This window comes from Porphyrobacter sp. SLTP, from assembly GCF_009905735.1.
Taxonomy (GTDB): Bacteria; Pseudomonadota; Alphaproteobacteria; order Sphingomonadales; family Sphingomonadaceae; genus Erythrobacter.
In genome coordinates this window covers 59,628-84,556 of record NZ_JAAALE010000008.1, presented here as the reverse complement: position 1 = coordinate 84,556, position 24,929 = coordinate 59,628, and the positions used below count along the sequence as shown (strand labels likewise).

26 protein-coding genes and 1 tRNA gene are annotated in these 24,929 nt (G+C 65.1%); 11 read left to right on the top strand and 16 right to left on the bottom strand.

Translation table 11 applies throughout. The annotated features are described in order from the left end of the window. Window positions 1-83 precede the first annotated feature (83 nt). Window positions 84-1,436: a cytochrome P450 gene (locus tag GVM20_RS08695; RefSeq protein WP_166546810.1), complete on the top strand. Its 1,353-nt coding sequence runs from the start codon at window positions 84-86 to the stop codon at window positions 1,434-1,436. Window positions 1,437-1,522: 86 nt separating this feature from the next. Beyond that, window positions 1,523-2,011, top strand: a complete 489-nt coding sequence (gene msrB, locus GVM20_RS08690; RefSeq protein WP_166546809.1) for a peptide-methionine (R)-S-oxide reductase MsrB — start codon at window positions 1,523-1,525, stop codon at window positions 2,009-2,011. 11 nt (window positions 2,012-2,022) lie between these two features. Here the strand turns inward: msrB and GVM20_RS08685 are convergent, their stop codons facing one another. The 3 genes from GVM20_RS08685 to GVM20_RS08675 form a co-directional block, all read right to left on the bottom strand. Next, window positions 2,023-2,664 carry a PilZ domain-containing protein gene (locus tag GVM20_RS08685; protein ID WP_166546808.1) on the bottom strand — a complete coding sequence of 214 codons (642 nt, stop codon included), beginning with the start codon at window positions 2,662-2,664 and terminating at the stop codon, window positions 2,023-2,025. A gap of 164 nt (window positions 2,665-2,828) precedes the next feature. Continuing rightward, window positions 2,829-2,913: transfer RNA gene (locus GVM20_RS08680), tRNA-Leu, on the bottom strand. Then, window positions 2,893-3,030: a hypothetical protein gene (locus tag GVM20_RS08675; protein ID WP_166546807.1), complete on the bottom strand. Its 138-nt coding sequence runs from the start codon at window positions 3,028-3,030 to the stop codon at window positions 2,893-2,895. Before GVM20_RS08675 ends, GVM20_RS08680 begins: the two co-directional genes overlap by 21 nt. On the opposite strand from GVM20_RS08675, the gene GVM20_RS08670 reads away from it, so the two are divergent. Further along, entirely contained in the window at window positions 3,029-4,714 is a 1,686-nt protein-coding gene (locus GVM20_RS08670; RefSeq protein ID WP_166546806.1) for a cation:proton antiporter domain-containing protein, read from the top strand. The two genes, GVM20_RS08675 and GVM20_RS08670, sit on opposite strands and share 2 nt — an antisense overlap. A gap of 301 nt (window positions 4,715-5,015) precedes the next feature. Here GVM20_RS08670 and GVM20_RS08665 read toward each other — a convergent pair whose 3' ends face one another. Both GVM20_RS08665 and GVM20_RS08660 read right to left on the bottom strand, forming a co-directional pair. Beyond that, the gene (locus GVM20_RS08665) at window positions 5,016-5,294 is read right to left on the bottom strand and encodes an integration host factor subunit beta (protein ID WP_160759862.1); all 279 of its coding nucleotides are present in this window, start codon (window positions 5,292-5,294) and stop codon (window positions 5,016-5,018) included. Between the two features lie 212 nt (window positions 5,295-5,506). Further along, the gene (locus tag GVM20_RS08660; RefSeq protein ID WP_166546805.1) at window positions 5,507-5,860 is read right to left on the bottom strand and encodes a GntR family transcriptional regulator; all 354 of its coding nucleotides are present in this window, start codon (window positions 5,858-5,860) and stop codon (window positions 5,507-5,509) included. Window positions 5,861-6,074: 214 nt separating this feature from the next. Here GVM20_RS08660 and GVM20_RS08655 point away from each other — a divergent pair, with 214 nt between their 5' ends. The 4 genes from GVM20_RS08655 to GVM20_RS08640 all read left to right on the top strand — a co-directional run bounded on the left by GVM20_RS08655 (window position 6,075) and on the right by GVM20_RS08640 (window position 11,031). After that, window positions 6,075-7,685 (top strand): peptide MFS transporter, encoded by a 1,611-nt coding sequence (locus tag GVM20_RS08655; RefSeq protein WP_166546896.1) that lies wholly within the window; start codon window positions 6,075-6,077, stop codon window positions 7,683-7,685. A gap of 120 nt (window positions 7,686-7,805) precedes the next feature. Beyond that, on the top strand, window positions 7,806-9,200 hold the full coding sequence (locus GVM20_RS08650) for an amidohydrolase (RefSeq protein WP_166546804.1): 1,395 nt from the start codon (window positions 7,806-7,808) through the stop codon (window positions 9,198-9,200). Then, entirely contained in the window at window positions 9,197-10,513 is a 1,317-nt protein-coding gene (locus tag GVM20_RS08645) for an amidohydrolase family protein (RefSeq protein WP_166546803.1), read from the top strand. Before GVM20_RS08650 ends, GVM20_RS08645 begins: the two co-directional genes overlap by 4 nt. Before the next feature lie 8 nt (window positions 10,514-10,521). Then, window positions 10,522-11,031, top strand: coding sequence for an FKBP-type peptidyl-prolyl cis-trans isomerase (locus tag GVM20_RS08640; protein WP_166546802.1), 510 nt, complete (start codon window positions 10,522-10,524; stop codon window positions 11,029-11,031). On the opposite strand, the gene GVM20_RS08635 is transcribed toward GVM20_RS08640, so the two are convergent. Then, window positions 11,028-11,381, bottom strand: coding sequence for a winged helix-turn-helix transcriptional regulator (locus tag GVM20_RS08635; protein WP_166546801.1), 354 nt, complete (start codon window positions 11,379-11,381; stop codon window positions 11,028-11,030). The genes GVM20_RS08640 and GVM20_RS08635 overlap by 4 nt on opposite strands. 77 nt (window positions 11,382-11,458) lie before the next feature. On the opposite strand from GVM20_RS08635, the gene GVM20_RS08630 reads away from it, so the two are divergent. Further along, a complete protein-coding gene (locus GVM20_RS08630; protein ID WP_166546800.1) occupies window positions 11,459-11,917 on the top strand; it encodes a PaaI family thioesterase in 459 nt (152 codons plus the stop codon). 47 nt (window positions 11,918-11,964) lie between these two features. Next, complete coding sequence (locus GVM20_RS08625; protein WP_166546799.1) at window positions 11,965-12,642, top strand: NnrU family protein; 678 nt, start codon at window positions 11,965-11,967, stop codon at window positions 12,640-12,642. A gap of 9 nt (window positions 12,643-12,651) precedes the next feature. Here GVM20_RS08625 and GVM20_RS08620 read toward each other — a convergent pair whose 3' ends face one another. Further along, window positions 12,652-13,449: a crotonase/enoyl-CoA hydratase family protein gene (locus tag GVM20_RS08620; protein WP_160759871.1), complete on the bottom strand. Its 798-nt coding sequence runs from the start codon at window positions 13,447-13,449 to the stop codon at window positions 12,652-12,654. A 118-nt stretch (window positions 13,450-13,567) separates the two neighbouring features. Here GVM20_RS08620 and GVM20_RS08615 point away from each other — a divergent pair, with 118 nt between their 5' ends. Continuing rightward, window positions 13,568-14,590 carry an MlaA family lipoprotein gene (locus GVM20_RS08615; RefSeq protein ID WP_166546798.1) on the top strand — a complete coding sequence of 341 codons (1,023 nt, stop codon included), beginning with the start codon at window positions 13,568-13,570 and terminating at the stop codon, window positions 14,588-14,590. Window positions 14,591-14,599: 9 nt separating this feature from the next. On the opposite strand, the gene GVM20_RS08610 is transcribed toward GVM20_RS08615, so the two are convergent. The 8 genes from GVM20_RS08610 to rpe form a co-directional block, all read right to left on the bottom strand. Further along, the gene (locus GVM20_RS08610; RefSeq protein ID WP_166546797.1) at window positions 14,600-15,160 is read right to left on the bottom strand and encodes a hypothetical protein; all 561 of its coding nucleotides are present in this window, start codon (window positions 15,158-15,160) and stop codon (window positions 14,600-14,602) included. Beyond that, window positions 15,153-17,081, bottom strand: a complete 1,929-nt coding sequence (dxs, locus tag GVM20_RS08605; protein WP_166546796.1) for a 1-deoxy-D-xylulose-5-phosphate synthase — start codon at window positions 17,079-17,081, stop codon at window positions 15,153-15,155. The genes GVM20_RS08610 and dxs overlap by 8 nt, the downstream gene beginning before the upstream one ends. A 77-nt stretch (window positions 17,082-17,158) precedes the next feature. Further along, a complete protein-coding gene (locus GVM20_RS08600) occupies window positions 17,159-17,623 on the bottom strand; it encodes a Fur family transcriptional regulator (protein WP_166546795.1) in 465 nt (154 codons plus the stop codon). 199 nt (window positions 17,624-17,822) lie between these two features. Next, window positions 17,823-18,503, bottom strand: coding sequence for a peptide-methionine (S)-S-oxide reductase MsrA (gene msrA, locus GVM20_RS08595; RefSeq protein WP_166546794.1), 681 nt, complete (start codon window positions 18,501-18,503; stop codon window positions 17,823-17,825). Between the two features lie 4 nt (window positions 18,504-18,507). Continuing rightward, the gene (locus tag GVM20_RS08590; RefSeq protein ID WP_166546793.1) at window positions 18,508-18,693 is read right to left on the bottom strand and encodes a hypothetical protein; all 186 of its coding nucleotides are present in this window, start codon (window positions 18,691-18,693) and stop codon (window positions 18,508-18,510) included. 380 nt (window positions 18,694-19,073) lie between these two features. Next, window positions 19,074-20,696: a bifunctional phosphoribosylaminoimidazolecarboxamide formyltransferase/IMP cyclohydrolase gene (gene purH, locus GVM20_RS08585; protein WP_166546792.1), complete on the bottom strand. Its 1,623-nt coding sequence runs from the start codon at window positions 20,694-20,696 to the stop codon at window positions 19,074-19,076. A 9-nt stretch (window positions 20,697-20,705) separates the two neighbouring features. Beyond that, window positions 20,706-22,577: a heparinase II/III family protein gene (locus GVM20_RS08580; RefSeq protein ID WP_166546791.1), complete on the bottom strand. Its 1,872-nt coding sequence runs from the start codon at window positions 22,575-22,577 to the stop codon at window positions 20,706-20,708. Beyond that, the gene (gene rpe / locus GVM20_RS08575) at window positions 22,577-23,239 is read right to left on the bottom strand and encodes a ribulose-phosphate 3-epimerase (protein ID WP_166546790.1); all 663 of its coding nucleotides are present in this window, start codon (window positions 23,237-23,239) and stop codon (window positions 22,577-22,579) included. The genes GVM20_RS08580 and rpe overlap by 1 nt, the downstream gene beginning before the upstream one ends. Window positions 23,240-23,462: 223 nt before the next feature. On the opposite strand from rpe, the gene GVM20_RS08570 reads away from it, so the two are divergent. Continuing rightward, on the top strand, window positions 23,463-24,008 hold the full coding sequence (locus GVM20_RS08570) for a DUF2141 domain-containing protein (RefSeq protein WP_234031923.1): 546 nt from the start codon (window positions 23,463-23,465) through the stop codon (window positions 24,006-24,008). Window positions 24,009-24,014: 6 nt separating this feature from the next. On the opposite strand, the gene GVM20_RS08565 is transcribed toward GVM20_RS08570, so the two are convergent. Continuing rightward, window positions 24,015-24,926 (bottom strand): hypothetical protein, encoded by a 912-nt coding sequence (locus GVM20_RS08565; protein ID WP_166546789.1) that lies wholly within the window; start codon window positions 24,924-24,926, stop codon window positions 24,015-24,017. Window positions 24,927-24,929 lie beyond the last annotated feature (3 nt).

Here is a 24,929-nt window from a genome sequence, read left to right as displayed (position 1 = left end):
TATTGACATTGCTGTCAGTTAGTCTGAGGATGCGACTCGGATCGGAGCGGCCCGTACCAGAGGCTGCCTGACGGGAGACAGACATGGCCACCATCGCCCCCACCCCACCTGCGATTCAGCGCCCGCAAGTGCGCCGCGAGCCGAGCTCTTACGATGCGCTCAAGGCGCACTTCGCCGCCCATCCCGAAGAACGCCTCCGCCACACGCACCCGTGGGACGTCAGCCGTTCGGAGATCTATTTCGAGGACAAGTGGCAGCCGGTCTTCGCCGAGATGCGCGCGGCGGGGCAGCTGCACTGGATTCCCGAAAGCCCGTTCGGCCCCTATTGGGCGGTGGTCGGCCACAAGGCGATCCAGCATATCGAGGCCCTGCCCGAAACCTTCTCCTCGAGCTGGGAGCATGGCGGGATCACCATCCTCGAACGGCCCGATGATGCACAGCTGGCCGAAATGGGCGTCGAACGGCGCGAGCTGCCGATGTTCATTGCGATGGACCGCCCGCAGCACACCGGGCAGCGCCGCACCGTCGCGCCCAAGTTCACACCCACCGCCATCACCGAGATGGAAGCCGAAATCCGCCAGCGCACGGGCGAAGTGCTCGACCGCCTGCCGCGCGGCGAAGTGTTTGATTGGGTCGATACGGTCTCGATTGAACTCACCACCGGGATGCTCGCCATCCTGTTCGGCTTTCCGTGGGAAGACCGCCGCCTGCTGACCTTCTGGTCGGACTGGGCGGGCGATACCGAGCTGGGCGCGGTGCGCGCGCTGGATGAGACCCGCTGGGGCATCCTTCAGGAAATGGCGGCCTATTTCCAGACGCTCTGGATCGAGCGGACGATGGACAAGGAGCCGGGCAATGATCTCATCTCGATGATGATCCACTCGCCCGCGATGAACCAGATGAGCCCGGAGGAATTCATGGGCAATCTGGTGCTGCTGATCGTCGGCGGCAACGACACCACCCGCAACACCATGAGCGGCATCATCCACGCGCTCGACAAGTTCCCCGATCAGCGCAAACTCTACGAGGAACGGCCCGAGCTGATCCCCAATGCCGTGCAGGAAATCCTGCGGATGCAGGTGCCGTTGGCGCATATGCGCCGCACCTGCACCGAGGACACCGAGGTGTTCGGCCAGACCATCAAGGCGGGCGACAAGGTTGTGCTGTGGTACATCAGCGCCAACCGCGATGACGAGGTGTTCGAGAACCCCGACAAGCTCGACATCACCCGCGAGAACGCCCGCCGCCACCTCGCCTTCGGCTATGGCATCCACCGCTGCGTCGGCGCGCGTCTGGCCGAACTGCAATTGCGGGTGCTGCTGGAGGAAATGCACAAGCGCCGGATGCGGGTGCATGTCGCCGGCGATGTCGAGCGGGTGCGCGCCAACTTCGTCCACGGCTTCCGCAAGCTTGAGGTTGAGATCACCTCTTTCTGATTGCCGGATGGGCAGGTGAAACCTCAGGCGTGTTCCGGGCGTATTAAGGACAGGACCTTCATGCCCCCCGGATGGAACACGCCCCGATGCGCCTGCCTGTGATTGATCGCCGCCGTCTGCTCGCCCTTGGCGCCGCGCTGCCATTTATCGGCGCCTGCTCCGCCGCGCCCGCCGAAGCCAAGAACTTTCCCAAGGCCAGAACCGAAGCCGAATGGCGCAAGGCGCTAACCAAGGACCAGTTCTATGTGCTGCGTCAGGCGGGCACGGAACGCGCCTTCACCTCGCCGCTCGACAAGGAAAAGCGCAAGGGCACTTTCGTGTGCGCAGGCTGCGCGAACCCGCTCTATGCCTCGGCCCACAAGTATGACAGCCGCACCGGCTGGCCGAGTTTCTGGCAGGCGATCGACAAGGGTGCGGTCGGGACTTCGACCGATTACCTGATCGGCTACCCCCGCACCGAAGTGCACTGCGCCGATTGCGGCGGGCATCTGGGGCACATCTTCGACGACGGCCCCAAGCCCACCGGCAAGCGCCACTGCATCAACGGGGTCGCGATGAAGTTCGTGCCTGCCTGATTTCGGGCAGGTTACTCGCCGAGGAGCGCCGGGGCCTGAAGCTGGGCCGCGAGACGCGCGAATTCGCCAAGCGTGAAGGTGTCGTCGAACACCACCCCATACTGACGTTCACGCCGCCAGCGCACCTTGGCGCGCACTTCGCCGGTCTTGCCCGACAGGCCCGGCGCCGCGATCCGCACGTTCTGGTCGATCGCCAGCAGCTGGTCGCAAGTGATCCGCGCGCCCTGCTGCGAGAGGTTTTCCACCACCGCATCGAAGCTGCCCGACAAGGTGTGGACCAGCACCGGGAAGCACAGACCAAGCCTGAGCCCGCGCTTGGGATAATCGCTCGCTTCATTGACCAGTTGGCCGACCTGAACGCTGTGCGCGAAGGTAAAGCCCGCCTCGTTCTCCCGCTGCCACACGCAGCTGACCTCGTAGGTCGCGCCGGCGGGCATGTGCAGCGCGTAGTCCTTGCAGCTGGGCAAGGCGTGGAACAGGCGAACGCTCACCCCGGTTTCGGAAACGTCACGGATTACGCACACGAACTCGCCCTGCGCCGAGACCAGCTTGGCCGCGCGGATGAGCAGCGTGAAGCGCGGCGCAGCGCGCTGATCCGCGCCGAGCGTATCGGATGCTTCTTCGAGACGTGCGGTATTCGTCGCTATGTCCATGCCCTGTTGTCCCAACCCGACAGCCCCTGGTCCTGGCACTGGCGAGACATGTTAATGGGACGCGCCTGTCCCATGTTCCCAGAACGGACATAGGTAGAAGGCGTTAAGGGGGAGATAATGCACACTGAGCGTCAACGCGCGTTGCTTACGCTGAATGACGTATCTGGTACGGGCGGCGGGACTCGAACCCGCACGAGCAAAGCTCAGGGGATTTTAAGTCCCCGGCGTCTACCATTCCGCCACGCCCGCATGATGCGGCCCTTGCCACAGATTGCGGTTCCAAAGCCAGAGCTTGCCCGAAAGCTTGCCAGTCGGCGTATCATCGCCCATTTCGGCGAGGATATTCACACAACAGGGGCGCAGCATGGCGGGCGAAGCATCTGACGCGCATTCGGTGGTGGCGACCATCCAGCCGGCGATTTCCCTGCTGGGCCTCGGCATCGGCGCGGCGCTGGCGAGCCGGGCGCTGCGGCTCAACCCGATCGTCGGCTATCTCGGGCTGGGGCTCGGGCTGGCGAGCCTCGGCATGGCGTCCGATTTTCGCGGGCCCGTGGTGGCCGCGATGGCCGAGGCGGGAGTAATGTTCCTGCTGTTCAATCTCGGCCTGCACTTCTCGCTGGGGCGGATCCGGGCTGAAGCGGGCAATATCTTCGGCTTCGGCAGCTTGCAGATGGTGGTGGCGGGCGGGGCCTTTGCGGCGCTGTTCATCGCCTTCGGCCTGCCGGTGGCCTTTGCGATCATTGCCGGCTTCGGCATGGGCCTGTCCTCCACCGCTGTCGTGATCGGACTGGTGCGTGAGCGCGGGCAGGAGGATTGTCCCGTCGGCCGCGCGGCGCAATCGATCCTGATCTTTCAGGACATTGCCGCGATCCTGCTGCTGGTGACCGCCGGTGCACTGGCGAGCGGCGGGGCGCTGGCGCCTGCGCTGGGACTGGCGGGGGCCAAGGCGCTCGCCGCCTTCGGGATCGCGGTGCTGTTCGCCCGCTACCTGACCGAGCCGTTGTTCAACCTGATCGCCCGCGCGGGCACGACCGAGGTCTATACCGCCACCGCGCTGTTCATCGCGCTTGCCGCCGGGTGGGCGACGGGGATGGCGGGGCTGTCGCTGACTCTGGGCGCGTTTCTGGGCGGGATGGCCGTGGCGGATTCGCGCTACCGAATTCTGGTTCAGACCGAGATCGACGCCTTCCGAGGGCTGTTCCTCAGTTTCTTTTTCATCTCGGTCGGCCTCAGCATCGATCCGGCGCTTCTGGTGGCGGACTGGATGCTGGTGGTGGGCGTCTCGCTCGGCATGATCGTGCTGAAATGCGCCTTCAACGTCGTGGCTGCCCTGCTCAACCGCTGGTCGGTGCCGGGGTCGATCCAGCTTGGGTTTTTGCTCGGGCAGGGAAGCGAGTTCACGCTGGTGCTGCTGGCGCTGCCTGCGGTGGCGGGGCTGGCCGAACCGCGGCTGGTGTCCGCGATGGTCACCGCAATCGCGATCAGCCTCGCGGTGACGCCGCTGGTGTCGAACATCGGGCGCAAACTGGCCGGACGCCTGCGCGCCGGGCCGCCGGACATGAAGTTGGCGGGTGATGACGCGCCGGTGCTGATCATCGGCATGACGTCGGCGGGTCGTACGCTGGCGGATGCGCTGTCATTCAATGACATTGGCTACCTCGCGCTGGAGGCGGATCATGATCGCTTCCAGATGGCGCTGGCCGATGGCTACCACGTCCACCGCGCCAACCCGGCCGACCCGAGGAGCTGGGACGCGATCGGGATCGACCGGCGGCAGGTGCTGGTGGTGGCGACGGGCGATACCTCGGTCTCGCGTGAGGTCACGCCCTTGGCACAGCAGCGGATGCCGGGGCTGGCGCGCATCATCGCGGTGCCGGGGCCGGACGAGATCGACGAGATCGCTGCGCTCGGGATGCTGCCGGTCGACATGAGCTTGAGCGGCGGGGGAGAGCGGTTGATCGAACTGGTCTTCGCCGCCTTGGGCGAACAGCGCGCGCTGCCTGTGCCGAGCCTCGCCCATGACGAAGTGCGGCCGCGCAAGGTGGCGTGATTTGCTTTTCGCTCGCCCCTCCGGACGAGCGTCCTCGGGGCGTTTTTGTGTTCCGCATCGCCTCCGCGATGCGAAATCCTCGCTCATGCGACCTGAAGGTCGCGTCGCTGCGGGCGGCCGGTCGGCCTTGCGGCCCGTCCGTTTGCGGGCCGGATCACCGCCTAAGTTTGATCTGCGAGCGAGGATCGGCCCCGAAGGGGCCGCGAGCGCACGCGCGCGAGCCGCAGGTGCCCGTAGCGTAGCGAAGGAATAGCGGCGAAAACGAAGGCGCGGAGGCGCCTTCGCAACACAAGGGCCAACCTTACTTGTTCAAACGCTCGCGGATTTCCTTGCCGGCCTTGAAATAGGGCACGCGCTTCGAGGGCACGTCCACCGTTTCGCCGGTGCGCGGATTGCGTCCGCTGCGCGCTTCACGCTCTCGCGTCGAAAAGGCACCAAAGCCACGCAGTTCGACCCGGCCGCCTTCGGCCAGCCGTTGCGCGATTTCATCGAAGAAGATGTCGACCACCTGTTCGATTTCGTCCGCGCGAAGCTCTGGATTATCCTTGTGCAATTCCTGCAGCAATTCGGATCTGATCATGGCGATCTCCCGACGCCCATGGACGGTCTCGCCGCCATATCACGTCGTAAATGCGGGTTACCCCGTCGTTTCGTTTACGCGCCCCCGACCCGTGGGGCGGCCCCCTTTACTCTCAGCTTTGCAAGATATGCAACCCGTTGCTGAAGAGTGTGAACAAACTGTCAGAATTCGGGAAAGTCCGCAACCTGCATTAATGTCAGTAAGGCAAAACCTTACAAAACGACCGCGAGATTTGCTGGATCAAGACCGAGGCGTTGCATCCGACTGCGGATTTCGGGCCATTCCTCGCGCAGGAACGTCTCGCGTTCAGTGGCGCGCAGCCGCTCCGCCGCGCCGCGCACGACATACATGCCGACGCCGCGCTGCACTTCAACGAGGCCGTCGTTCTGGAATTGCTGATAGGCTTTGGCCACGGTGAGCGGGTTCGCCCCCTGCTCAGCCGCCAGCGCCCGCACCGAGGGAAGCATCGCGCCTTCGGGATAAGCGCCGTCTATGATCGCAGCGGCGATCTGATCGCGCAGCTTGAGATAGACGGGCCGGTTGGAGCTTGGGCGGTTGGGGTTCATAACAGCGGTGTCCCTTGCGAGGTGCATCAGTGCCATAATACAGCCATGCGGTCAATGTGTTTGGCTACTTAACGGTGGTCTGCATCGTGCGTCAGCACGATCGCAAAACAAGCACGCAACAAAAGCTTCACACGGGCGCAACAGGCGCTAGGGTGCCTCCCCATTGCGGCGGTGTGGTGAGGCACCGCTTAACCATTCGATGGGGATCGAATTCATGAAAGATATGTCGCTGTGGGCGGAGGCCGATTGGATTGCGGCCATCGCCGTGGTCGTGCTGATCGTGTTTCTTGCGATTGGCAGCAAGATCGCGGTGCAGAAGGAGCCCGAGTTCGCTGGGCACCCCAAGGGCCTCTACATGCTGTTCTTCGCCGAGATGTGGGAGCGCTTCTCCTACTACGGCATGCGCGCAATCCTGGTGTTCTATCTGGCCCAGCATTGGGACTTCACCGAGGGCAAGTCGAACCTGATCCTCGGTGCTTATGCCAGCCTCGTCTACATCACGCCGGTGCTGGGCGGCTGGCTGGCTGACCGCTATCTCGGCCAGCGCAAGGCGGTCCTGTTCGGCGGCTTGCTGCTGGCGGTAGGCCACTCGCTGATGGCGGTGGAAGGCACCGGCGGGCAGGACGATCCCACGATCAACGTGTTCTGGGCGGCGCTGGCCTTCATCATCGTCGGCTCGGGCTTCCTGAAGGCCAACATCTCGGTGATGGTTGGCCAGCTTTACCCGATGACCGATATCCGCCGCGATGGCGCCTATACGATCTTCTACATGGGCATCAACGTCGGCGCGGCGATCGGGACGATCCTAGTCGCCTATCTCGGCCAGACGGTTGGCTGGGGCTTTGGCTTCGGTCTTGCCGGGATCGGGATGCTGCTGGGCCTCGTTGTCTTCGTCCTCGGCAAATCAACGCTGGGCGGCGCAGGTGAGGCCCCCCGGCCGCTGACCAAGGGAACGGAATACAGCCTCTATGGTATCGGTGTCGCTGCGGTCGCCGTGATCTGGGGACTGGTGCAGTATCAGGACGTGATCCAGACGTTGCTGATCATCTCCGGCGTGTCGTTGCTCGGCTATGTGCTGTTCGAAAGCTTCAAGCTCGAAAAGGAACCGCGTGAACGCATGTTCGCGATCCTGTTCCTGATCAGCCTCAACCCGCTGTTTTGGGGCCTGTTTGAGCAGGCGGGCGGGTCGATGAATCAATTCACCGACAAGTTCGTCGATCGCAGCGGGGTGCCTGCGGGGATCTTCCAGTCGATCAACCCGATCTACATCATCCTGCTCGCCCCGCTGTTTGCCGGACTGTGGCAGTGGCTGGGACGCAAGGGCAAGGAGCCTTCCGCTCCTGCCAAGTTCGGGCTGGCGCTGGCGCAGATGGGCTTTGCCAATCTTGTGCTGGTGTGGGGTGCCGAAGCCTATGGCATCGCCGCGATGACCCCGGTCATCCTGGTCTTCGCCTATTACTTCTTCGCCACCACGGCCGAACTCTGCCTCTCGCCGGTCGGCCTGTCGGCGATGAACCGCCTCGCGCCCAAGCACCTCGCCAGCCTCATCATGGGCGCGTGGTTCTACATGACCGCGGTCGGCAACTTCGTCGCTGGCAAGATCGGCGAAGCGACCGGCGGACATGACGGTGTGATGACCAAGCAGGGCCTGCTCGACATCTACGAAGTGTTCGGCTGGATCGCGATCGGTGCGGCGGTGGCGGTGCTGCTGGTCAGCCCGATTGTGAAGAAGTGGATGCACCTCGATACGCTTGCGGACGAAAAGGTTGTTCCCACCTTCGATGCCGCAGACGAGGGCTATCCCGCCACGCGTCCCGCCAAGTAACCTTGGCCTGACACATTAATCGTCGAGCTGCATAGACAACCCGCCCGTTTCCCGTCACACAATGTGACTGGGAAACGGGAAGGGTTTTCGATGCTTTCACACTTCAAACTGCGAGCGCGCATGGGCGCGCTAGCCACTTTGGCAAGCGCGCTGGCGCTTTCTGCCTGCGCGACCACCGGCGGTAGCGGCGATACCGCCAGCGCCTCGGATAAGGCCAAGGATGACGCTTTCGCCGCCACGCCCGCAGGCGATCCGGTCTTTGCTTCGACCTACAAGCCCTACCCCAACGTCGCCACCGCGATCCGCGGCGCCACGATCTATGACGGCAAGGGCGGCACAATCGAAAACGGCGTCGTGTTCATGTCGGGCGGCAAGATCACCGCGGTCGGCGGCCCGGACACCCCGATCCCGGCCGACATCGCCGTGTACGACGGCACCGGCAAGTTCGTCACCCCGGGCATCATCGACATCCACTCGCATCTCGGCGACTACCCCTCGCCCGGCGTCGAAGCCCATTCCGATGGCAACGAAGCCACCGCGCCGACCACGCCCGAAGTCTGGGCCGAACATTCCGTCTGGCCGCAAGACCCCGGCTTCAGCCGCGCGCTGGCGAATGGCGGGATCACGGCGCTCCAGATCCTCCCCGGCTCGGCCAACCTGATGGGCGGGCGTTCAGTGACGCTCAAGAACGTGCCCGCGCGCACCATGCAGGGGATGAAGTTCCCCGGCGCGCCCTATTCGATGAAAATGGCCTGCGGGGAGAACCCCAAGCGCGTCTATGGCAGCCGCGGGCGGATGCCTTCGACCCGGATGGGCAACCTCGCGGTCAACCGCGAAACCTGGCTCGGCGCGATCGATTACGCCAACGACCCGAAGGCCAAGCGCGATCTCGGCAAGGAGACGCTGGTGGGCGTGCTCAAGGGCGAAATCCTGATCCAGAACCACTGCTACCGCGCCGACGAAATGGCGCTGGTGCTCGATATGGCCAAGGAGATGGGCTACAAGGTCGCGGCCTTCCACCACGCGGTCGAAGCCTACAAGATCGGCGATCTGCTACGCGAAAATGACGTGTGCAGCGCGATCTGGGCCGACTGGTACGGCTTCAAGATGGAAAGCTATGACGGGATTCTGGAGAACGCGGCGTTCCTCCAGCGCGAAGGCGCCTGCGTGGTGATCCACTCGGACGATCAGAACGATATCCAGCGCCTCAACCAGGAGGCCGCCAAGGCGCAGGCCGCCGGTGCGCGGGTTGGGATCGACATTCCCGATGCGACCGTGATCCAATGGCTCACTTACAACGCGGCCAAGGCGATGGGGATTGCCGACATGACCGGCAGTCTCGAGACCGGCAAGATGGCCGATGTGGTGCTGTGGAACGGCGATCCGCTCAGCGTCTATTCGCGGCCCGAGAAGGTCTGGATTGACGGCGCGCTGATGTTCGATGCGATGAACCCCAAGACACGGCCCGTCAGCGATTTCGAGCTTGGCCAGCCCGGTGAAGGAGATGTGAAATGAAGCGGCTCCTCATCACAGCGGCCAGCGTTCTGACCCTCACCGCCTCGCCTGCATTCGCGCAGGACATGGTCGTCACCAACGCCAAGCTGGTAATCGGTGACGGCGGCGCCCCGATCGAAGGCGGCGTCGTGATCGTGGACGATGGCAAGGTGGTGTTTGCGGGAGCGCCCACCCCCGGCCAGACCTTCACGACCGACGTTGTCATCGACGCGGGCGGCGCATGGGTCACCCCCGGGCTGTTCGCGACCGTGACGACGCTCGGCCTCGCCGATGTGTCGGCGGTGGACGAGAGCAACGACATCACCGCGCGCGAAACGCCGTTCAGCGCCGCACTGGATGCGGCGACGGCAATCAACCCCACCTCGCAGCACATCCTCGTCCACAAGGCCGCCGGGATCACCCGCGCGGCGACATCGATGATGCCGTCCGGTTCGATCTTTGCGGGGCAAGGCGCGATCATCGACCTTGATGGCGATGCCAAGCCGGTGATGCAGGCGCGCGCGTTCCAGATGATCAATCTGGGCGAGGGCGGAGCGGACCGCGCGGGTGGCAGCCGCGCCGCAGCCCATGCGCTGCTGCGTTCGGCGCTGCGCGAGGCGCAGGCGCTGGTGGGCAAGCCCGGCATTCCCGAGACGACCGAGATCGGCAAGGACGACGAAGTGTTCCTCAGCCGCTTCGATGCCGAGGCGCTGGTGCCGGTGGTGACGGGCAGGCAGAAGCTCTACGTTGCGGTGGACCGGATGGCCGATATCCGCGCCGTTTTGGCGCTGAAGACGGAATATCCCAAGCTCGATCTGGTGCTGGTCGGCGTGACCGAAGGGTGGCTCGTGGCGAATGAAATCGCTGCCGCCGGGGTTCCGGTGATTGCCAACGGCTTGAACGATCTGCCCGAGACCTTCGAGCAACTGGGTGCGACCCAGTCCAATGCCGGACGGATGGCCAAGGCGGGCGTCACAGTCGCGATCAACGCCGAAAGCCTCCAGAACCCGCGCCGCTTGCAGCAGGTGGCGGGTAACCTCGTCGCGCTGACCCGGATGCCTGGGGCGAGCGGGATGGACTGGGGCAAGGCCTTTGCCGCGATCAGCTCGGTTCCCGCCGAAATCAGCGGCATGGGCGGCAAGGCGGGCGTGCTCAAGCCCGGCGCGCTGGGCGATGTGGTGATGTGGACCGGAGATCCGCTCGAAGTCGGCTCGGTGCCGACCAAGGTGTTCATTGCCGGGGTCGAGCAGGATCTCACCAATCACCAGACCCGCCTGCGCGACCGCTATATCGACCTCGATGAAAGCGACCGGCCCAAGGCCTACGACTGGTAATGGCGTTGATGTCCAGACAGACGGCCGCCGCTCTGGTGGCCGCGCTCTTGCTCGCCCTGCAACCTGTCCACGCACAGGAAGGGGCGGGCGAGGCCGTCGCCGATCCCAGGGCGCAAGACTCTGCATGGCATTCTGCGCAGCAGATCTATCTGCTGGGTCTCACGCCCGAAGACGGCTGGCGTTTTGTCGATGGCGGGGTGCGCTGGCGCTGGATCAAGTATCTCGCGTCAGACCGCAAGCCGACTGTCGCTGACCGGATCACCGTCCATTACGAGGGGCGGTTGCTCGACGGGACTGTGTTCGACAGCTCCTATGCCCGGGGGGAGCCTGCAACCTTCCCGTTGGGCCGGCTGGTCAGGGGTTGGCAGCTTGCAATTCCGCAGATGGGCGTGGGCGAGATCATCGAAATCGCTATTCCCGCAGACCTCGCTTACGGCCCGGTCGGACGAGGGCCGATCCCGCCAAATGCGACGCTGGTGTTCAAGGTTGAGCTGATCGGAATCGAAGGTCAGACCTAGCCAGCGCGCGGCGGCCATTGCGGCACGGGTTCGCCTTCCGCGAAGAGATGCGCGCTGCTCCATCCCGCCATCTGTTCGAACATCGGCACCAGTGCGTGCGCCTTGTCCGTCAGGATGTAGCGCGCACGCTTGCCGTCGGGCGGGTCGCGGCGCATCAGCCCCGCCTCTTGCAGGATCGCTAATCGCGAGGTCAGGGCGGCGCGGTTGATGCCGAGACGGTCCACGAACTCCTCGAAACGCTCCGCTCCCAGAAATGCATCGCGCAGGATCAGCAGCACCCAGCGATCGCCGAGCAGGCGGGCGGCGCGGCCAATCGGGCAAGGCGCGCGTGAGGGCGTGTAGGTTTTCATCGTCTGATTATCAGACTTGCGCGCCGACAAGGCAAGCGGCATAACATCTGCATAACAGACTTAAAGGAAGCCTGCCCATGTCCGCATCCCGCTTCGCCTCTCCCGAAGACTCCATCGCCTATATGAAGAAGGTCGCCGTCGCGCGCTCGGGCTTCTCCGCCTGGCTCGATGTCGAGCCGGTGAAAGTGTGGGAGGGGGAGAGCGAATTGCTGCTGGTGATGCGCCCGGAAATGACCCAGCACCACGGCTATGCCCACGGCGCAATTGTCGGACTGATGGCCGACAATGCCTGCGCCTGGGCGGGGGCATCTGTGGTGGGCGATGTCGTCACCGGCGGCTACACCATCGACTTCCTGCGGCCTGCGAAGGGCGATCGGCTGCGTGCGCGAGGCACCGTGATCAAGGCAGGCAAGCGGCAGGTGGTGGTCCGCGCGGATGTGTGGGCCGAAAGCGACGGCAAGGCGCCGGTCCATGTCGCAGTGGCGCAGGCGACCATTGTTCCCACTGGCATCGTTCCGACCGGGGTCGGGGCGTGATCCAAGCCCGCTAGGCGTGCCTCCTCACCCATGTTAGGTTCGCCGCCATGGACGGGGCAATCATCACACTCATCGCGGCCAATGTCGCATTCGTCGGCACACATTTCGCCATGTCGCACCCCTTGCGGGCACCGATGGTCAAGGCCTTGGGGGCGGGCGGGTTCCAAGCGGCCTATACTGTGGTGAGCTTCGCCGCGCTGGCCTGGGTCTATTTCGCCTTCATCGCAGCCCCGCCAGCGGACCTTCCGGGGTCCGGCGATATCGGCTGGATCGCGGCGACGATCATCACTTTGCCCGCGATGATTTTGCTGGCGGGCTCGTTCATGGGCAATCCCGCGCTGCCGACCCCGATGGCCGAGGCGCAGGCCCGCGCCGAGCCCAAAGGCGTGTTCAAGGTCACCCGCCACCCGATGATGTGGGCAATCGGCCTATGGGCAGCCTCGCATATCATCCTGTTCTGGAGCACCCGGACGCTGCTGACCGCTCTCGCCATGGGCATCCTCGCACTGGTCGGCGCGAAGTTTCAGGACGCCAAGAAGGAAGTCCTGATGGGCGCGGCGTGGGCCGAGTGGGAGAGCAAGACCAGCTACTGGCCGCGCTGGGGAGCGCTGCTCAGCGTCGGCGCTGTGCCGCTGATTGCGGGGACAGTGCTGTGGCTGGCGGGCAGCTATATCCACCTGTGGCGCGCGGGCATCCCGGCGGGGGTGTTCAAGTGGCTGGCCTGACCCTCTGCGCTACTCGCCCGTAAACACCGCGCCCCGCTTCTCGATCAGCGCGGCGACCCCCTCGGCGTGGTCGGCGGTAGTGTGCATCATCGCCTGGGTGTTGGCGGCGAGTTCGAGCGCCGTGTCGTAGCTGGTCTGCTGGCCCTGCCGCAGCAGGTTCTTGGTGTGCCGCAGCGAATGCGGCGGCAGCAGCGCGATCCGACCTGCCAGCGCCCGCGCTTCGTCCATCAATGCCTCGGGCGCGACCACGCGGCTGACGAGGCCCCAGTCCTTCGCGGTGGCAGCGTCGATCACGTCGCCGGTATAGAACAGCTCGGCTGCCCGGCTCATCCCGATCACACGGGGCAGGATCCATGTCCCGCCATCGCCGGGGATGATCCCGAGCTTGAGGAAGGTCACGCCGAACTTCGCGCTCTCGCTGGCAATGCGGATGTCGGCGAGGCAGGCGACATCGCACCCCAGCCCGATCGCCGGGCCATTGACCGCCGCGATCACCGGCACCCGCAGGCCATAGAGCGCGCGCAGCATCAGGTGGATATTGTCACGATAGCCGTCCGAGATCGCCGGGGTGGTGCCGCCAAACGTGCCGGTCTTGTCCCGCATCGCCTTCACATCGCCGCCCGCGCTGAAGGCTCGCCCGGCGCCGGTCAGGATCACCACCCGGCATTCCATGTCGCGGTTGATCGCATTGGCGACCCGGACAAACTCATCCCCATCGCCCGGCGCGCCCAGCGGGTTCATGGACTCGGCCCGATCGAGCGTGAGAATGGTGACAGGGCCTTCTTTGGCAATCTGGATCAGTGACATCAGCAACCTTGCACGTTTGCGAGAGATAATTCACCTTGCGTATAGGCGGGGGATGGCAAGGGCAAGGCTGGCGCCCCGCGGCCCTTGCTAATGATAGGGGTCGAAGCGGAGAACTCGATTGCCCAGCCTCACCCTGCTTGCGACCTCGCCCCAGCTGCTGAGCACAGCGCTCGCGCTGGCAGCGCCGCAGCCTCAGGCACCCCCGCCGCCGCCGCAGGTCGTTCCGCTCGAATGGAACATGGCTGCGGTGCAGGACAGCGCGCCGCCACCGACAGACGGCCCGCCTGATGACGCCGCTCCCCCGTCGCCCGAAGGTGAGCCGGTGGATGGTCAGCCAACCAACGAAATCGTGGTCGAGGGCGAGTATGGCCCGCCCAAAAGCGATCCGCTCGAACGCGTCAATGAAGAGAGCTATCGCCTGACCCAGGCGGTCGATCAGTCGCTGGTCGAGCCGATGGCCAATGCCTATCGCGATGGCCTGCCCGAGCCACTGCGCGACGGGCTGGGCAATGTCGTGCGCAATCTGGCCGAGCCGACCAATGCGTTGAATTTCCTGTTGCAAGGCAAGGTCGGCAAGGCGTTCGAGACGTTGGGGCGGCTGGCGATCAATTCCACCATCGGCGTGGGCGGCCTGTTCGACGTGGCGGGCAAGAAGGCCGATCTTCCCTATCGCCGCAACGGCTTTGGCAACACGATGGGCTATTATGGCATCGGGCCGGGGCCGTATATGTTTGTGCCAGTGACCGGGCCGACAAGCGTGCGCGACATTATCGGACTGACGCTGGATCAGGCGCTGCTGCCCTTCGCGTTCGGCAAGCCATTCAACAAGCCGACCTATACTGTTCCGTATTTCGTGGTGAACTCGCTCGACCAGCGGCTGGAGTTCGACGCGGAGATTGCCGCGATCCGCAACTCGGACGATCCCTATCTGATGCGGCGCGAAACCTATCTCGCCAAGCGCCGCCGCGATATCGCGCTGCTGAAGGGCGAACCGATTTCGGAACTGGACCAGATGCGGCTGGAGGAGCTGGAGGGGACGCCTTCAGCGGATACGCCCGCCACAGCGCCCCAACCAGACAATGGCGCCCCGGTCGAGGCCCCCGCCAATCCCGAGGCCATCGCGATCACTCAGCCGCGCTAGGCCTGATGCCTAACGGTTTGCGGCGATAATCTCGGCGAGTTCGCGCTCAAAATCGGTCTGGGGCCGGTGTGCCAGAATCGCATCGATCAGGGCGGTCTGCGATCTGTCGATCTGGTTCGTCCAGATCCACATGTCGCCGAAAAATCCCCGCGCTGCGCTGCCGTTGATCCGGTAGATCAATCTTCGGTGCCAGCGTTCTATCGGATATTTGGACGGCTTGTAGAACGTGACGCTGAGTCGGCCCGCGTCCCTATGCAGCCCCTTGATCGAACGCAGTCCGATCCGTTTTTCGCCATGCGAGCGGACATAAACCCCGCGCTTGTCGATAATGACCTGCGGACGCCGGTCAAAGAGACGGACGATATGAACCGCGCCGATCGTGCCGAAAAACAACGTGCCCGATCCGCCCAGGGCCAGTCCGATCAGCCCCGGAATGCCAAAGCTGCCCGTAGCAAACGCAAGGCACAATGCTGCCATCCCCCCGGACAGGGCGGCCCAGGCGATCAGCTTGGTAAGCGAATAACGCGCCACGAAGGCTTCGGGCGCGGCCTGTCCATCAGGCTCAGGCACGCGCCTCTTCGCCTGTGATCCCGGTGCTGTTGTGCTTCAACGCCTTCAGCACCGTGTCCACGATCTGCGGGGCGTTGAGGCCAGCCTCGTCATACTGCTTCATCGGATCGTCGTGATCGATGAAGGTGTCAGGCAGGCGCAAGGTGCGCACTTTCAGCCCATTGTCGGTCAGGCCGGTATCGCTGGCGAAGGTCAGCACATGCGCGCCGAGGCCGCCGATCGAACCTTCCTCGACCGTCACGATAACCTCGTGGCTGCGCATCAGCTTGGCGATCAGGTCTTCGTCCAGCGGCTTGGCAAAGCGCAGGTCGGCGACCGTGGTGGAGAGCCCCTTGGCCTCCAGAGTATCGGCGGCCTTGAGCGCTTCGGTCAGGCGCGAGCCGAGCGAAAGGATCGCAACCTTGGTGCCTTCACGCACCAAGCGGCCCTTGCCGATTTCGAGCTTCACCGGAACCTCCGGCAGCGGAACCCCGGTGCCGTTGCCGCGCGGGTAGCGGAAGGCGATGGGGCCAGCGTCATATTCGGCGGCGGTGTAGGTCATGTGGACCAGCTCGGCTTCGTCAGCCGCGGCCATCACCACCATGTTCGGTAGCGTGGCGAGATAGGTGATGTCGAAGCTGCCTGCGTGGGTCGCCCCGTCAGCGCCGACCAACCCGGCGCGGTCGATGGCAAAGCGCACTGGCAGATTCTGGATACACACATCGTGCACCACCTGATCGTAAGCACGCTGGAGGAAGGTGGAGTAAATCGCCGCAAACGGGCGCATCCCTTCAGCGGCCAGGCCTGCCGCAAAGGTCACCGCGTGCTGTTCGGCAATACCGACGTCGAAGGTGCGGGTGGGGTGCGCCTTCGCAAATTTGTCGACGCCTGTGCCCGAAGGCATGGCGGCGGTGATCGCGCAGATGCGGTCATCCGTCTCGGCGAGCTTCGCCAGCGTCAACCCGAACACATCCTGATAGGCTGGCGCGCTGGGGGCGCTCTTGGCCTTTTCGCCGGTGATGACATTGAATTTGGGCACGCCGTGATACTTGTCGGCAGAGTTTTCCGCCGGGGCATAGCCCTTGCCCTTTTCGGTGACGACATGGATCAGCACCGGGCCTTCCGAGGTATCGCGCACGTTCTCCAGCACCGGCAGCAGGTGATCGAGATTGTGCCCGTCAATCGGCCCAACGTAGTAAAAGCCCAGTTCTTCAAACAGAGTCCCGCCGGTCACCATGCCGCGGGTGAATTCTTCCGCCTTGCCGATGGTGTCGTGCATCCGGCGGCTCATCTTCTGGATCACGCGGCTGGCGAGGCTGCGGATGCCGAGATATTCGCTCGAAGACACCATCCGCGCCAGATAGGCGGACAGCCCGCCCACCGGCGGCGCGATCGACATGTCGTTATCGTTGAGGATCACGATCAGCCGGTTGCCCGCCTGCGCGGCGTTGTTCATCGCCTCGTAGGCCATGCCTGCGCTCATCGAGCCATCGCCGATCACGGCAATCCCGCGCCCCGGCTCACCCTTCAGCTTGTTGGCGATGGCAAAGCCCAGCGCCGCCGAAATCGAGGTGGACGAGTGCGCCGCGCCGAAGGGGTCGTATTCGCTCTCACTGCGCTTGGTAAAGCCGGACAGCCCGCCGCCCTGCCGCAGCGTGCGGATCCGGTCACGCCGCCCGGTGATGATCTTGTGCGGGTAGCATTGGTGGCCCACGTCCCACACCAGCTTGTCGGTGGGTGTGTTGAACACATAGTGGATCGCCACGGTCAGTTCGACCACGCCCAGACCCGATCCCAGATGCCCACCCGACGTGCTGACCGCATCGATCATCTCGGTGCGCAGTTCGTCAGCGAGTTGGCGGAGCTGTTCGGGCTTGAGGCGGCGCAGATCGTCAGGGGTGTCAACCTGATCGAGCAAAGGTGTGTAAGGCGATTGTGTCATAGAATTAAGCCTTACACAGGGAAATCGGACCTGTCGATTGAAGGCTTGATGGAGATCAAACGCCGCGCCGATGCACGTTACGTGCAGGCCTTGCACAATCCGCGGATCTCCAGCACCGGCCGTTCCGCCTTGAAACTGCGGGCGGCGGCGATCGCGCGGACGGCGCGGCTCACATCCTCATCATCGACATGGGCAGCTTCGCCGCATTCATCGCAGACGAGGAAGATGCAATCATGCGCGCAGCCGGGATGGGTGTTGGCGAGATAGGCGTTGGCGCTTTCGACCCGCAAGGCGAGGTTGTTCGCCACGAACACATCGAGAATGCGGTAGACCGAGTTGGGCGCCACCCGCTTGCCGCGCGCCGCCGAGAGATTGTCGGCAATGTCATAGGCCGAGACCGGACGTTCGTGCCGCGCGAGTTCCGCGAAGACCGCTTCGCGCATGGTGGTCCACTGCTCGCCCGCCGCCACAAGCGCGCGCGCGGCTTCGGCGACAAGATCCTGTCCGGTGTGTTCCTGATGGCTGTGCGCGTGCTGTCCCATGTCTGCCAATATAATGAGACAGGCGGGGGAGCGCCAGTGGGGAGAGAGGAAGGTAACTTGGCCCCCACCCCTCTTCGTCACCCCAGCGGTTGCGAAGCACAGGCGAAGGCTGAACGCTGGGGCCTAGGGCGGCAAGCGCTGCCCTGTGTGGCCCTAGGTCCCAGCTTTCGCTGGGATGACGGTTTTGTCAAAGGGATCTTCAGCTTGCATCCCTGAGAAAGCTGGCCCGATACATGTTCGGATACATCGTCTTGAGCGCTGCCACCTTGGGCGCATCCCAGCGCACGATGTAGCGGCTGGTCGGATTGATCGCCATGTAGTCCTGGTGATAGGCCTCGGCGGGATAGAATGCCTTGTAGGCTTCGATCCGGGTCACGATCGGGTTCTTCCAGATGCCCGCCTTGCCGAGCTGGGCGATATAGGCCTTGGCAACGGCGGCCTGTTCTGCGTTCATCGGGACAATCGCGCTGCGGTAATGCGCGCCGGTGTCCGGGCCCTGGCGGTTCTTCAGCGTCGGATCGGCGACCACCGAGAAGAAGATCCGTAGCAATTGGTCATAGCGCACCACCGCCGGGTCATAGGTGATCCGCACGGCTTCGGCATGATCGGTCACGCCGCTGGAGACGAGGTCGTATTTGGCGCTGGCTGCGTTGCCGCCGTGATAGCCCGAGACCGCGGAGGTCACGCCCTTCACATGGCTGAACACGCCTTCGACACCCCAGAAACAGCCACCGGCGAAAACGGCGGTTTTCAGGCCTTTCGCTTCCTTGGCGACGCGGGTCGCGGCGGGGGCGTTGACGGCTTCTTCAGCGACCGCGGGTTCGGCGCAGGCGCTCAGGGCCAGCGACGTGGCGGCGAGCAAGGCAGCAATCTTGTGCATGGGATCAGCGTCCTTCGGGCGCGATCACGAACTCCGCCGATGGGCCGGGTGTCTCATGGCGTTCGGCAGCCTGCGCGGCCGGAGCCAGCTCACCCACCCAGCTGTCCGCCTCGGCGCCCGCGATCAACAGGGCTCCGAGGACGAAGCCGATGCCGAAATTGCGGAACAGGTCAGGAGAGAACAGACGCATGGGGAACTCGTGATTCGTGTGGTTGCCGCCAATGCCTCTGCCCGATGCCGAATTGCAGCGGGATGAACATGGCGGTCAGGCCCGATTAGGTCGCGGCCTTAACTTAGTTACGGAACCGCTGAGAAAAAGTTGAGCTGGCGGATAGTTCGTGCCGAGCCGTGCGCGCTGTGCGACGAATGCGGGGGAATGCGAAGGCGGCCTTCCGGAACAGCCGAACCTGCCCCTCCACCACCTGCGGTGGTTCCCCTCCCCGAGCAAGCTCGAGGAGGATTAACGGGCCACAGGCCCGCGAGCGCACGCGCGCGAGCCGCAGGTGCCCCGTAGCGAAGCGGAGGGAATAGCACCGAGGACGAAGGGGCGGAGGCCCCTTCGCAAACAAATCAGTGCCGGAAATGCCGCATCCCGGTGAACACCATAGCGAGGCCCGCTGCGTCGGCGGCGGCGATCACCTCGTCGTCGCGGATCGATCCGCCCGGCTGGATCACGGCGGTCGCCCCCGCTTCGGCGGCGGAGATCAGCCCATCGGCGAAGGGGAAGAACGCGTCCGAGGCGACAGCGCTGCCGACGGTGCGGGGGGCGTCCCAGCCGTGGGTCTCGGCGGCTTCCCTCGCCTTGATCGCGGCGATGCGCGCCGAATCGCGGCGGTTCATCTGGCCTGCGCCGATCCCGGCGGTCGCGCCATCCTTGGCATAGACGATCGCGTTGGACTTGACGTGGCGGGCCACAGTCCAGGCGAACAGGCAGTCCTTGAGCTCCTGATCCGTCGGCGCGCGCTTGGTGACGACCTTGAGGTCATCGAGGCTCACCGCCCCCGCATCGCGCGACTGGATCAGCATCCCGCCCGCGATGGTCTTCATCGCAAACCCACCCCGACGCGGGTTCGGCAGCGCCCCGCATTCGAGCAGGCGCAGGTTCTTCTTCTTGGCGAAGATCTCGCGGGCCTCGGCGCTCACGGAAGGCGCGATGACGACTTCGGTGAAGATCGCGGAAATCGCCTCCGCCGTTGCTGCATCAAGCTCGGTATTCACCGCCACGATGCCGCCAAAGGCCGAGACCGAATCGCAGGCCAGCGCCGCTTCCCACGCGTCCAGCAGCGAGCCCGATTGCGCGACGCCGCAAGGGTTGGCGTGTTTGACGATCACCACCGCAGGGGCTTGCCCGGCAAACTCCGCCGCCAGTTCAAGCGCGGCATCGGCGTCATTGAGGTTGTTGTAGCTCAGCTCCTTGCCCTGCAACTGCGTCGCCTGCGGCACTCCGCGCGCGCCAACCACCTGCGGGACATAGATCGCGGCGGCCTGATGCGGGTTTTCGCCATAGCGCAGCACATCGGCGCGCTTGAAGGCCAGCGGCATGGTCTCCACGAAGGGGGTGGCGTGCAGCGCCTCGGCCCCGAGCGGGTGACTGAAGGCATCGCCAAACGCGAACCAATTGGCGATGGCGGCGTCATAGGACGCGGTGCGCGCATAGGCCTTGCCCGCCATGCGGATGCGGAAGGCAAGGCTGGTCGCGCCATCATGAGCGTCCAGCTCCTCCAGCAGCGCCGGGTAATCCGCCGGATCGGTCAGGATTGTCACGAAACCGTGGTTCTTCGCGGCTGATCTCACCATCGAAGGCCCGCCGATGTCGATATTCTCGATGATCTCTTCGCGGCTGGCACCCTTCGCCACGGTCGCCTCGAACGGGTAGAGATTCACCACGACCAGATCGATCGCGCCGATCCCGTGAGCCTCCATCGCGGCGACGTGTTCGGGGTTGTCGCGCAGGGCGAGCAGACCGCCATGCACTGTGGGGTGGAGGGTCTTCACCCGCCCGTCCATCATCTCGGGAAAGCCCGTGAGGTCGGAAACGTCCTTCACTGTCAGCCCCGCATCGCGCAAAGCCTTGGCGGTGCCGCCGGTGCTGACCAGTTCGACGCCGCGCGCGGCCAAAGCGGCGCCCAGTTCAGCCAAACCCGCCTTGTCGGACACTGACAGCAGCGCCCGCGTAATCGCCTTCTCGCTCATGGTGGAAATCTACCCTGTTTTCCTCAACAGCCAGGAGAAGTGCCCCCCGCTGCGCAATGCCAGTCCTTCGATCACCAGCTGCTCGGTGGCATGGGGCCGGCCGTCACCGTCGACCCACAGGCTATCCTCGGCAGTGAGAGTGATTGCGTCGGCGCCCGCCCTATCGCCGCCGAGCCGGAATTGCCAGAGCCGACCATCGGGCAGCAGCAGACTCGCGCCGCGCTTGTCGCCCGAAAGCTGCACCTCGACCCCGCGCCCGAGATGGAAGCGCAGCGCAAAGGCGATCTTGCCGCGCTTGCCGTTCTTGGAGGTCGGGATCAGGAGGTCTTCACCCGCCAATTCGGTGCCATCGCCCGACAGCGTCAGGATGCGCTGGTGGGTGAGGCCGAAGCGGCTGGCGTAACCATCATGGGCAGCATCAATCCGGGTCGCCTCGCGGCCGCGTGACGGCACCGTGCGGCGATCGAAATTGACCGTCTCGACCCCCTTGCCGAGCTGGCCATTGAGCAGCACCGCGGTGGAATTGGCGTTATCGAGCACCAGCGTCGAGAACGCGGCAGTGGCCCGCAGGCCTTGTCCGATGCGCGCGGGAACCTGTCCGCCCGCGAGCGCTGCGCCCCCGCAATTGACGATGACCCGCTGCGGCCCGTCGGACAATTCGAACGCCAGGGTCGATGCACAGCCCGTGCGCGCGTGCTTGGCGCGGGGCGGCGGGGCGGTGTCGAATTGCAGCAGGGTCTCGCCCGCCTTGGCCCGCTGATAGCCCCAGCCCTGCACCACCGACAGCGGCCGGGTGCGCACGCCGCTGGCTTCGATCACGGCGTTGATCCGGTCCGCGGAGATCGCTCCCTGTCCCTGCCAGCTGCCAAGCATCCCGTCGCCATGGCGCAGCGCCAGCAAGGGCGGCACCAGCAATTCGCGCATCACCTTGAGTGCGGCGGGCGGGGTGACGTCGACGGCTTCGTAACAGGCGATGAGATCGGTCAGCAGGCGGATCGCATCCAATTGCGCGGCGGGACAGCGCGACAGCAAGCCGCCATCCTCGCCCACCATGTCGCCCAGCGCTTTGACCAGGCCCGCTTCGCCGAACAACCGGCGCGGCTTGCCGTGGGGGAGCAGCAGGCCGGCCGCCACCACACCCGCCCATGCCGCGACCTGCCCGAACCCTGCGTCTTCCCGCGGCGCGCGCTTGTCGAGCCAGCCTGCCGTTTCTGCAATGGCGGCAAGCAGGCGCGACTTCAGCTGCTTGTCCTGCCCGCCGAGCATCAGCGGAGCATGAACCAGCCATGCCACCAGCCTGAGACCGGCGTGCTCGGTCTCCCACGCCGGACCCTTGCCCACTTCGCGGTGCGCATGAAGCCATTGCGTCGCGATCCGTTCCGCCACGGCGGCGCCATCGGCCCGCGCGGCACTGGCGGCGAGATCGGCGAGCCAGCTGAAAGAATGCAGCACCCGCTCCACCCCCGGCGCATGGCGCGCGGCGGCGGAGAAATCGAAGCTCGCGATCGGCAGGCGCGCGCCGTGGATCAGGAAGTGTCCGGCGCGCAGCGCGGTGCCGGCGGCCCGATCCCCGCGATTGGGGCTCTCGACCGTCGCCACCACCCGCAGCGGCTGCGGTCGGCGGAACGGGGCGGCGAGCGCATGGCCCGGAACGCCCAAGCGATAGGCCAGCCGCATCAGCGCCTCACCCGGCCCGGCCTTGACCGCAATCACATCGGACAGCGCCAGCGCGCGCGAAGGTTCGGCCAGTTGCGGCTGTTCGGACGAAGGCGTTGCGCTCGGTTCGGCCCCGGTGGCCAGCGCCAGCACCGGATTATCGGCAACCCGCTCCACCAGCGCATCGGCACGGATGGCGGCCGAGGTGCGCAGCAGCGTCGCCATCAGCGCGCGCCTTTCAGGCCTGCAATATTGGCAGCATAGGCATCCGGTCCGCCTTTGAACGTCGCCGAGCCCGCCACCAGCACATCGGCCCCGGCCTCAACGCACATCCGGGCAGTTTCCGCGTTGACCCCCCCATCGACCTCAAGGTGGATCGCCCGGCCCGAGCGCGTGATCATCGAACGGATGCGAGCGATCTTGCCCAGCTGCGAGGCGATGAAGCTCTGCCCGCCGAAGCCGGGGTTGACGCTCATCACCAGGATCAGGTCGGCGAGGTCCATCAGATTGTCGAGCACTTCGACCGGCGTGCCCGGATTGATCACCACGCCCGCCTTCTTGCCGAGCGCCTTGATTGCTTGCAGCGTGCGGTGGATGTGCGGCCCTGCTTCGGGATGGACGGTGATGATATCGGCACCTGCCTCGGCAAAGGCCTGAAGGTAGGGATCGACCGGAGCGATCATCAGATGCACGTCGAACGGCTTCTTGGTGTGCGGTCGCAGCGCCTTCACCACATCCGGGCCGATGGTGATATTGGGCACGAAATGTCCGTCCATCACATCGATGTGAATCCAGTCCGCTCCCGCCGCATCGATGGCGCGCACTTCCTCGCCCAGCCGAGCGAAATCGGCAGACAGGATCGAGGGAGAAATCAAAGGTGATGGCATGGCGCGGGCTTTGGGCCTTTCTGGGACGCTGGACCAGTCATAGGAGTGCCGCGAATCGCGCCACAAGGCGCGGAACGGACCTTTTCCACCGCCAACATCCCTGTTTGTGTCAATTAAGCCGTAATTCAGGCACGGCTCGTCATAAGGCTTTCATGCCACGATGGCTTTGACGATGCGGCACTGCTTGCGCGCCCGCCCCTCTCCCCTTACCGATGAGATGTCCATGACCGGTTTTATGCCCTCTTCCCGCTTGCCGGATCGCACGTCGCCTGCGCTGTTGCCGGTGGTGGTGACGGGTCTGGCGCTCGCCGGACTGGTCGCTGCGCCGCTGGCCGCGCAGCCCTTTGCCTATGCCCGCACCGCTCCGAACGACATGAGCCAATGTGCGCCGGGCAAGGGTCCGGCGGTGCGCGTCGTGGTGAGCGGGCTGAAATCGTCCGCGGGCAACCTCTTCGTGCGCGCCTATCCCGCCAACAGCCGCGACTGGCTGGAGAGCAAGCGCTATATCATGCGGGTCGACGTCAAGCCGCAGGCGGGCAGTGTGACCGTGTGCGTGCCGTTGCCGGCGGCGGGTGACTTTGCGATCGCCGTCCACCATGACGTGAACGGCAACCGCAAGTCCGATCTGTCCGATGGGGCGGGGATGTCGAACAATCCCGGGATCAAGAAGATCCTCGGCCTTGTCCCGCGTCCGCCTTCGGTCGACAAGGTGCGCTTCAACGCCGGTTCGGGTGTCACCCGGATGGCGATTTCCATGCAGTATATGTGAGGCTGGTTATCCCGTCCGCTGCCGGCGACGGTGGCGGCGCAGGTCGAGCAGCACTTGCGGCGCGGCGAGCAGCGGGAAGCGTTCGCGGAATGGCGTAATGGCGACCGGCATCCCCGTGTGCCGCTCGATCTTCCACGCCGCATAGCGCGCCGCGCCTTCGAAGGTGGTGCTGGCCTTGACCAGCCGCAGCAGATTGAGCGGCTTGCCCATGCGGCGGCGGCGCTTCCACCAGCTCAGGATGCGCGCGCGCTCGGCAGGGGGCAGTTGCGGCGTGAGGACGGTGCCATCCTGGCCGGGCGGGATGCCGCCTGCCTCCAGCGCCAGCGGCAGCAATCCGGCGAAATGCTCGGCATTGACGCTGAGGATGTCATTCTCGCGGCCTGATTTCTCGACCCGGAATTCCGCGCTGTACGTGGCGCGGAACAGCGCGCGCCAGTAATCCTCCGCTGTGCCGCTGGTGGGGCCAAGCGCCGCCGCCAGCCGCGCGGCGGTCTTGGCGGCCGAGGCGATGGCGGCGATCACTTCGCTGCGCGCTGTATCATCCACCGCCCAGATCAGCGCGCTCGGCTGGACGAACCGCGCCCAGATTGTGGTGTCGGTCAGATCACCGCTCGTAGCGCGGGCGAAGGTCGCCAGCCGCATGGTCGCCACCTTGGCGCGCAGAGTCACGCCGTGATGGTCGCGCTCATGGTAAGAGACTGTCGGCCAGATCGCGCTTTCCTTGGTGCCCGGCAGCAGGATGTAGAAATCGAGCACGCCCTCAAGCGATCCGGTGCGCAGGTTCGATCCGTAGAACAGCACCGCTCGTGCACCCGCCGCATCGCCCAGCGCGCGTGCGAATTCCGCCACGGCAGGATCAATCGGGACAGCAAGGCGCGCGGCGATCCTTTCGGCGAGCGCCGAGGGCCCCGCACTCATTGT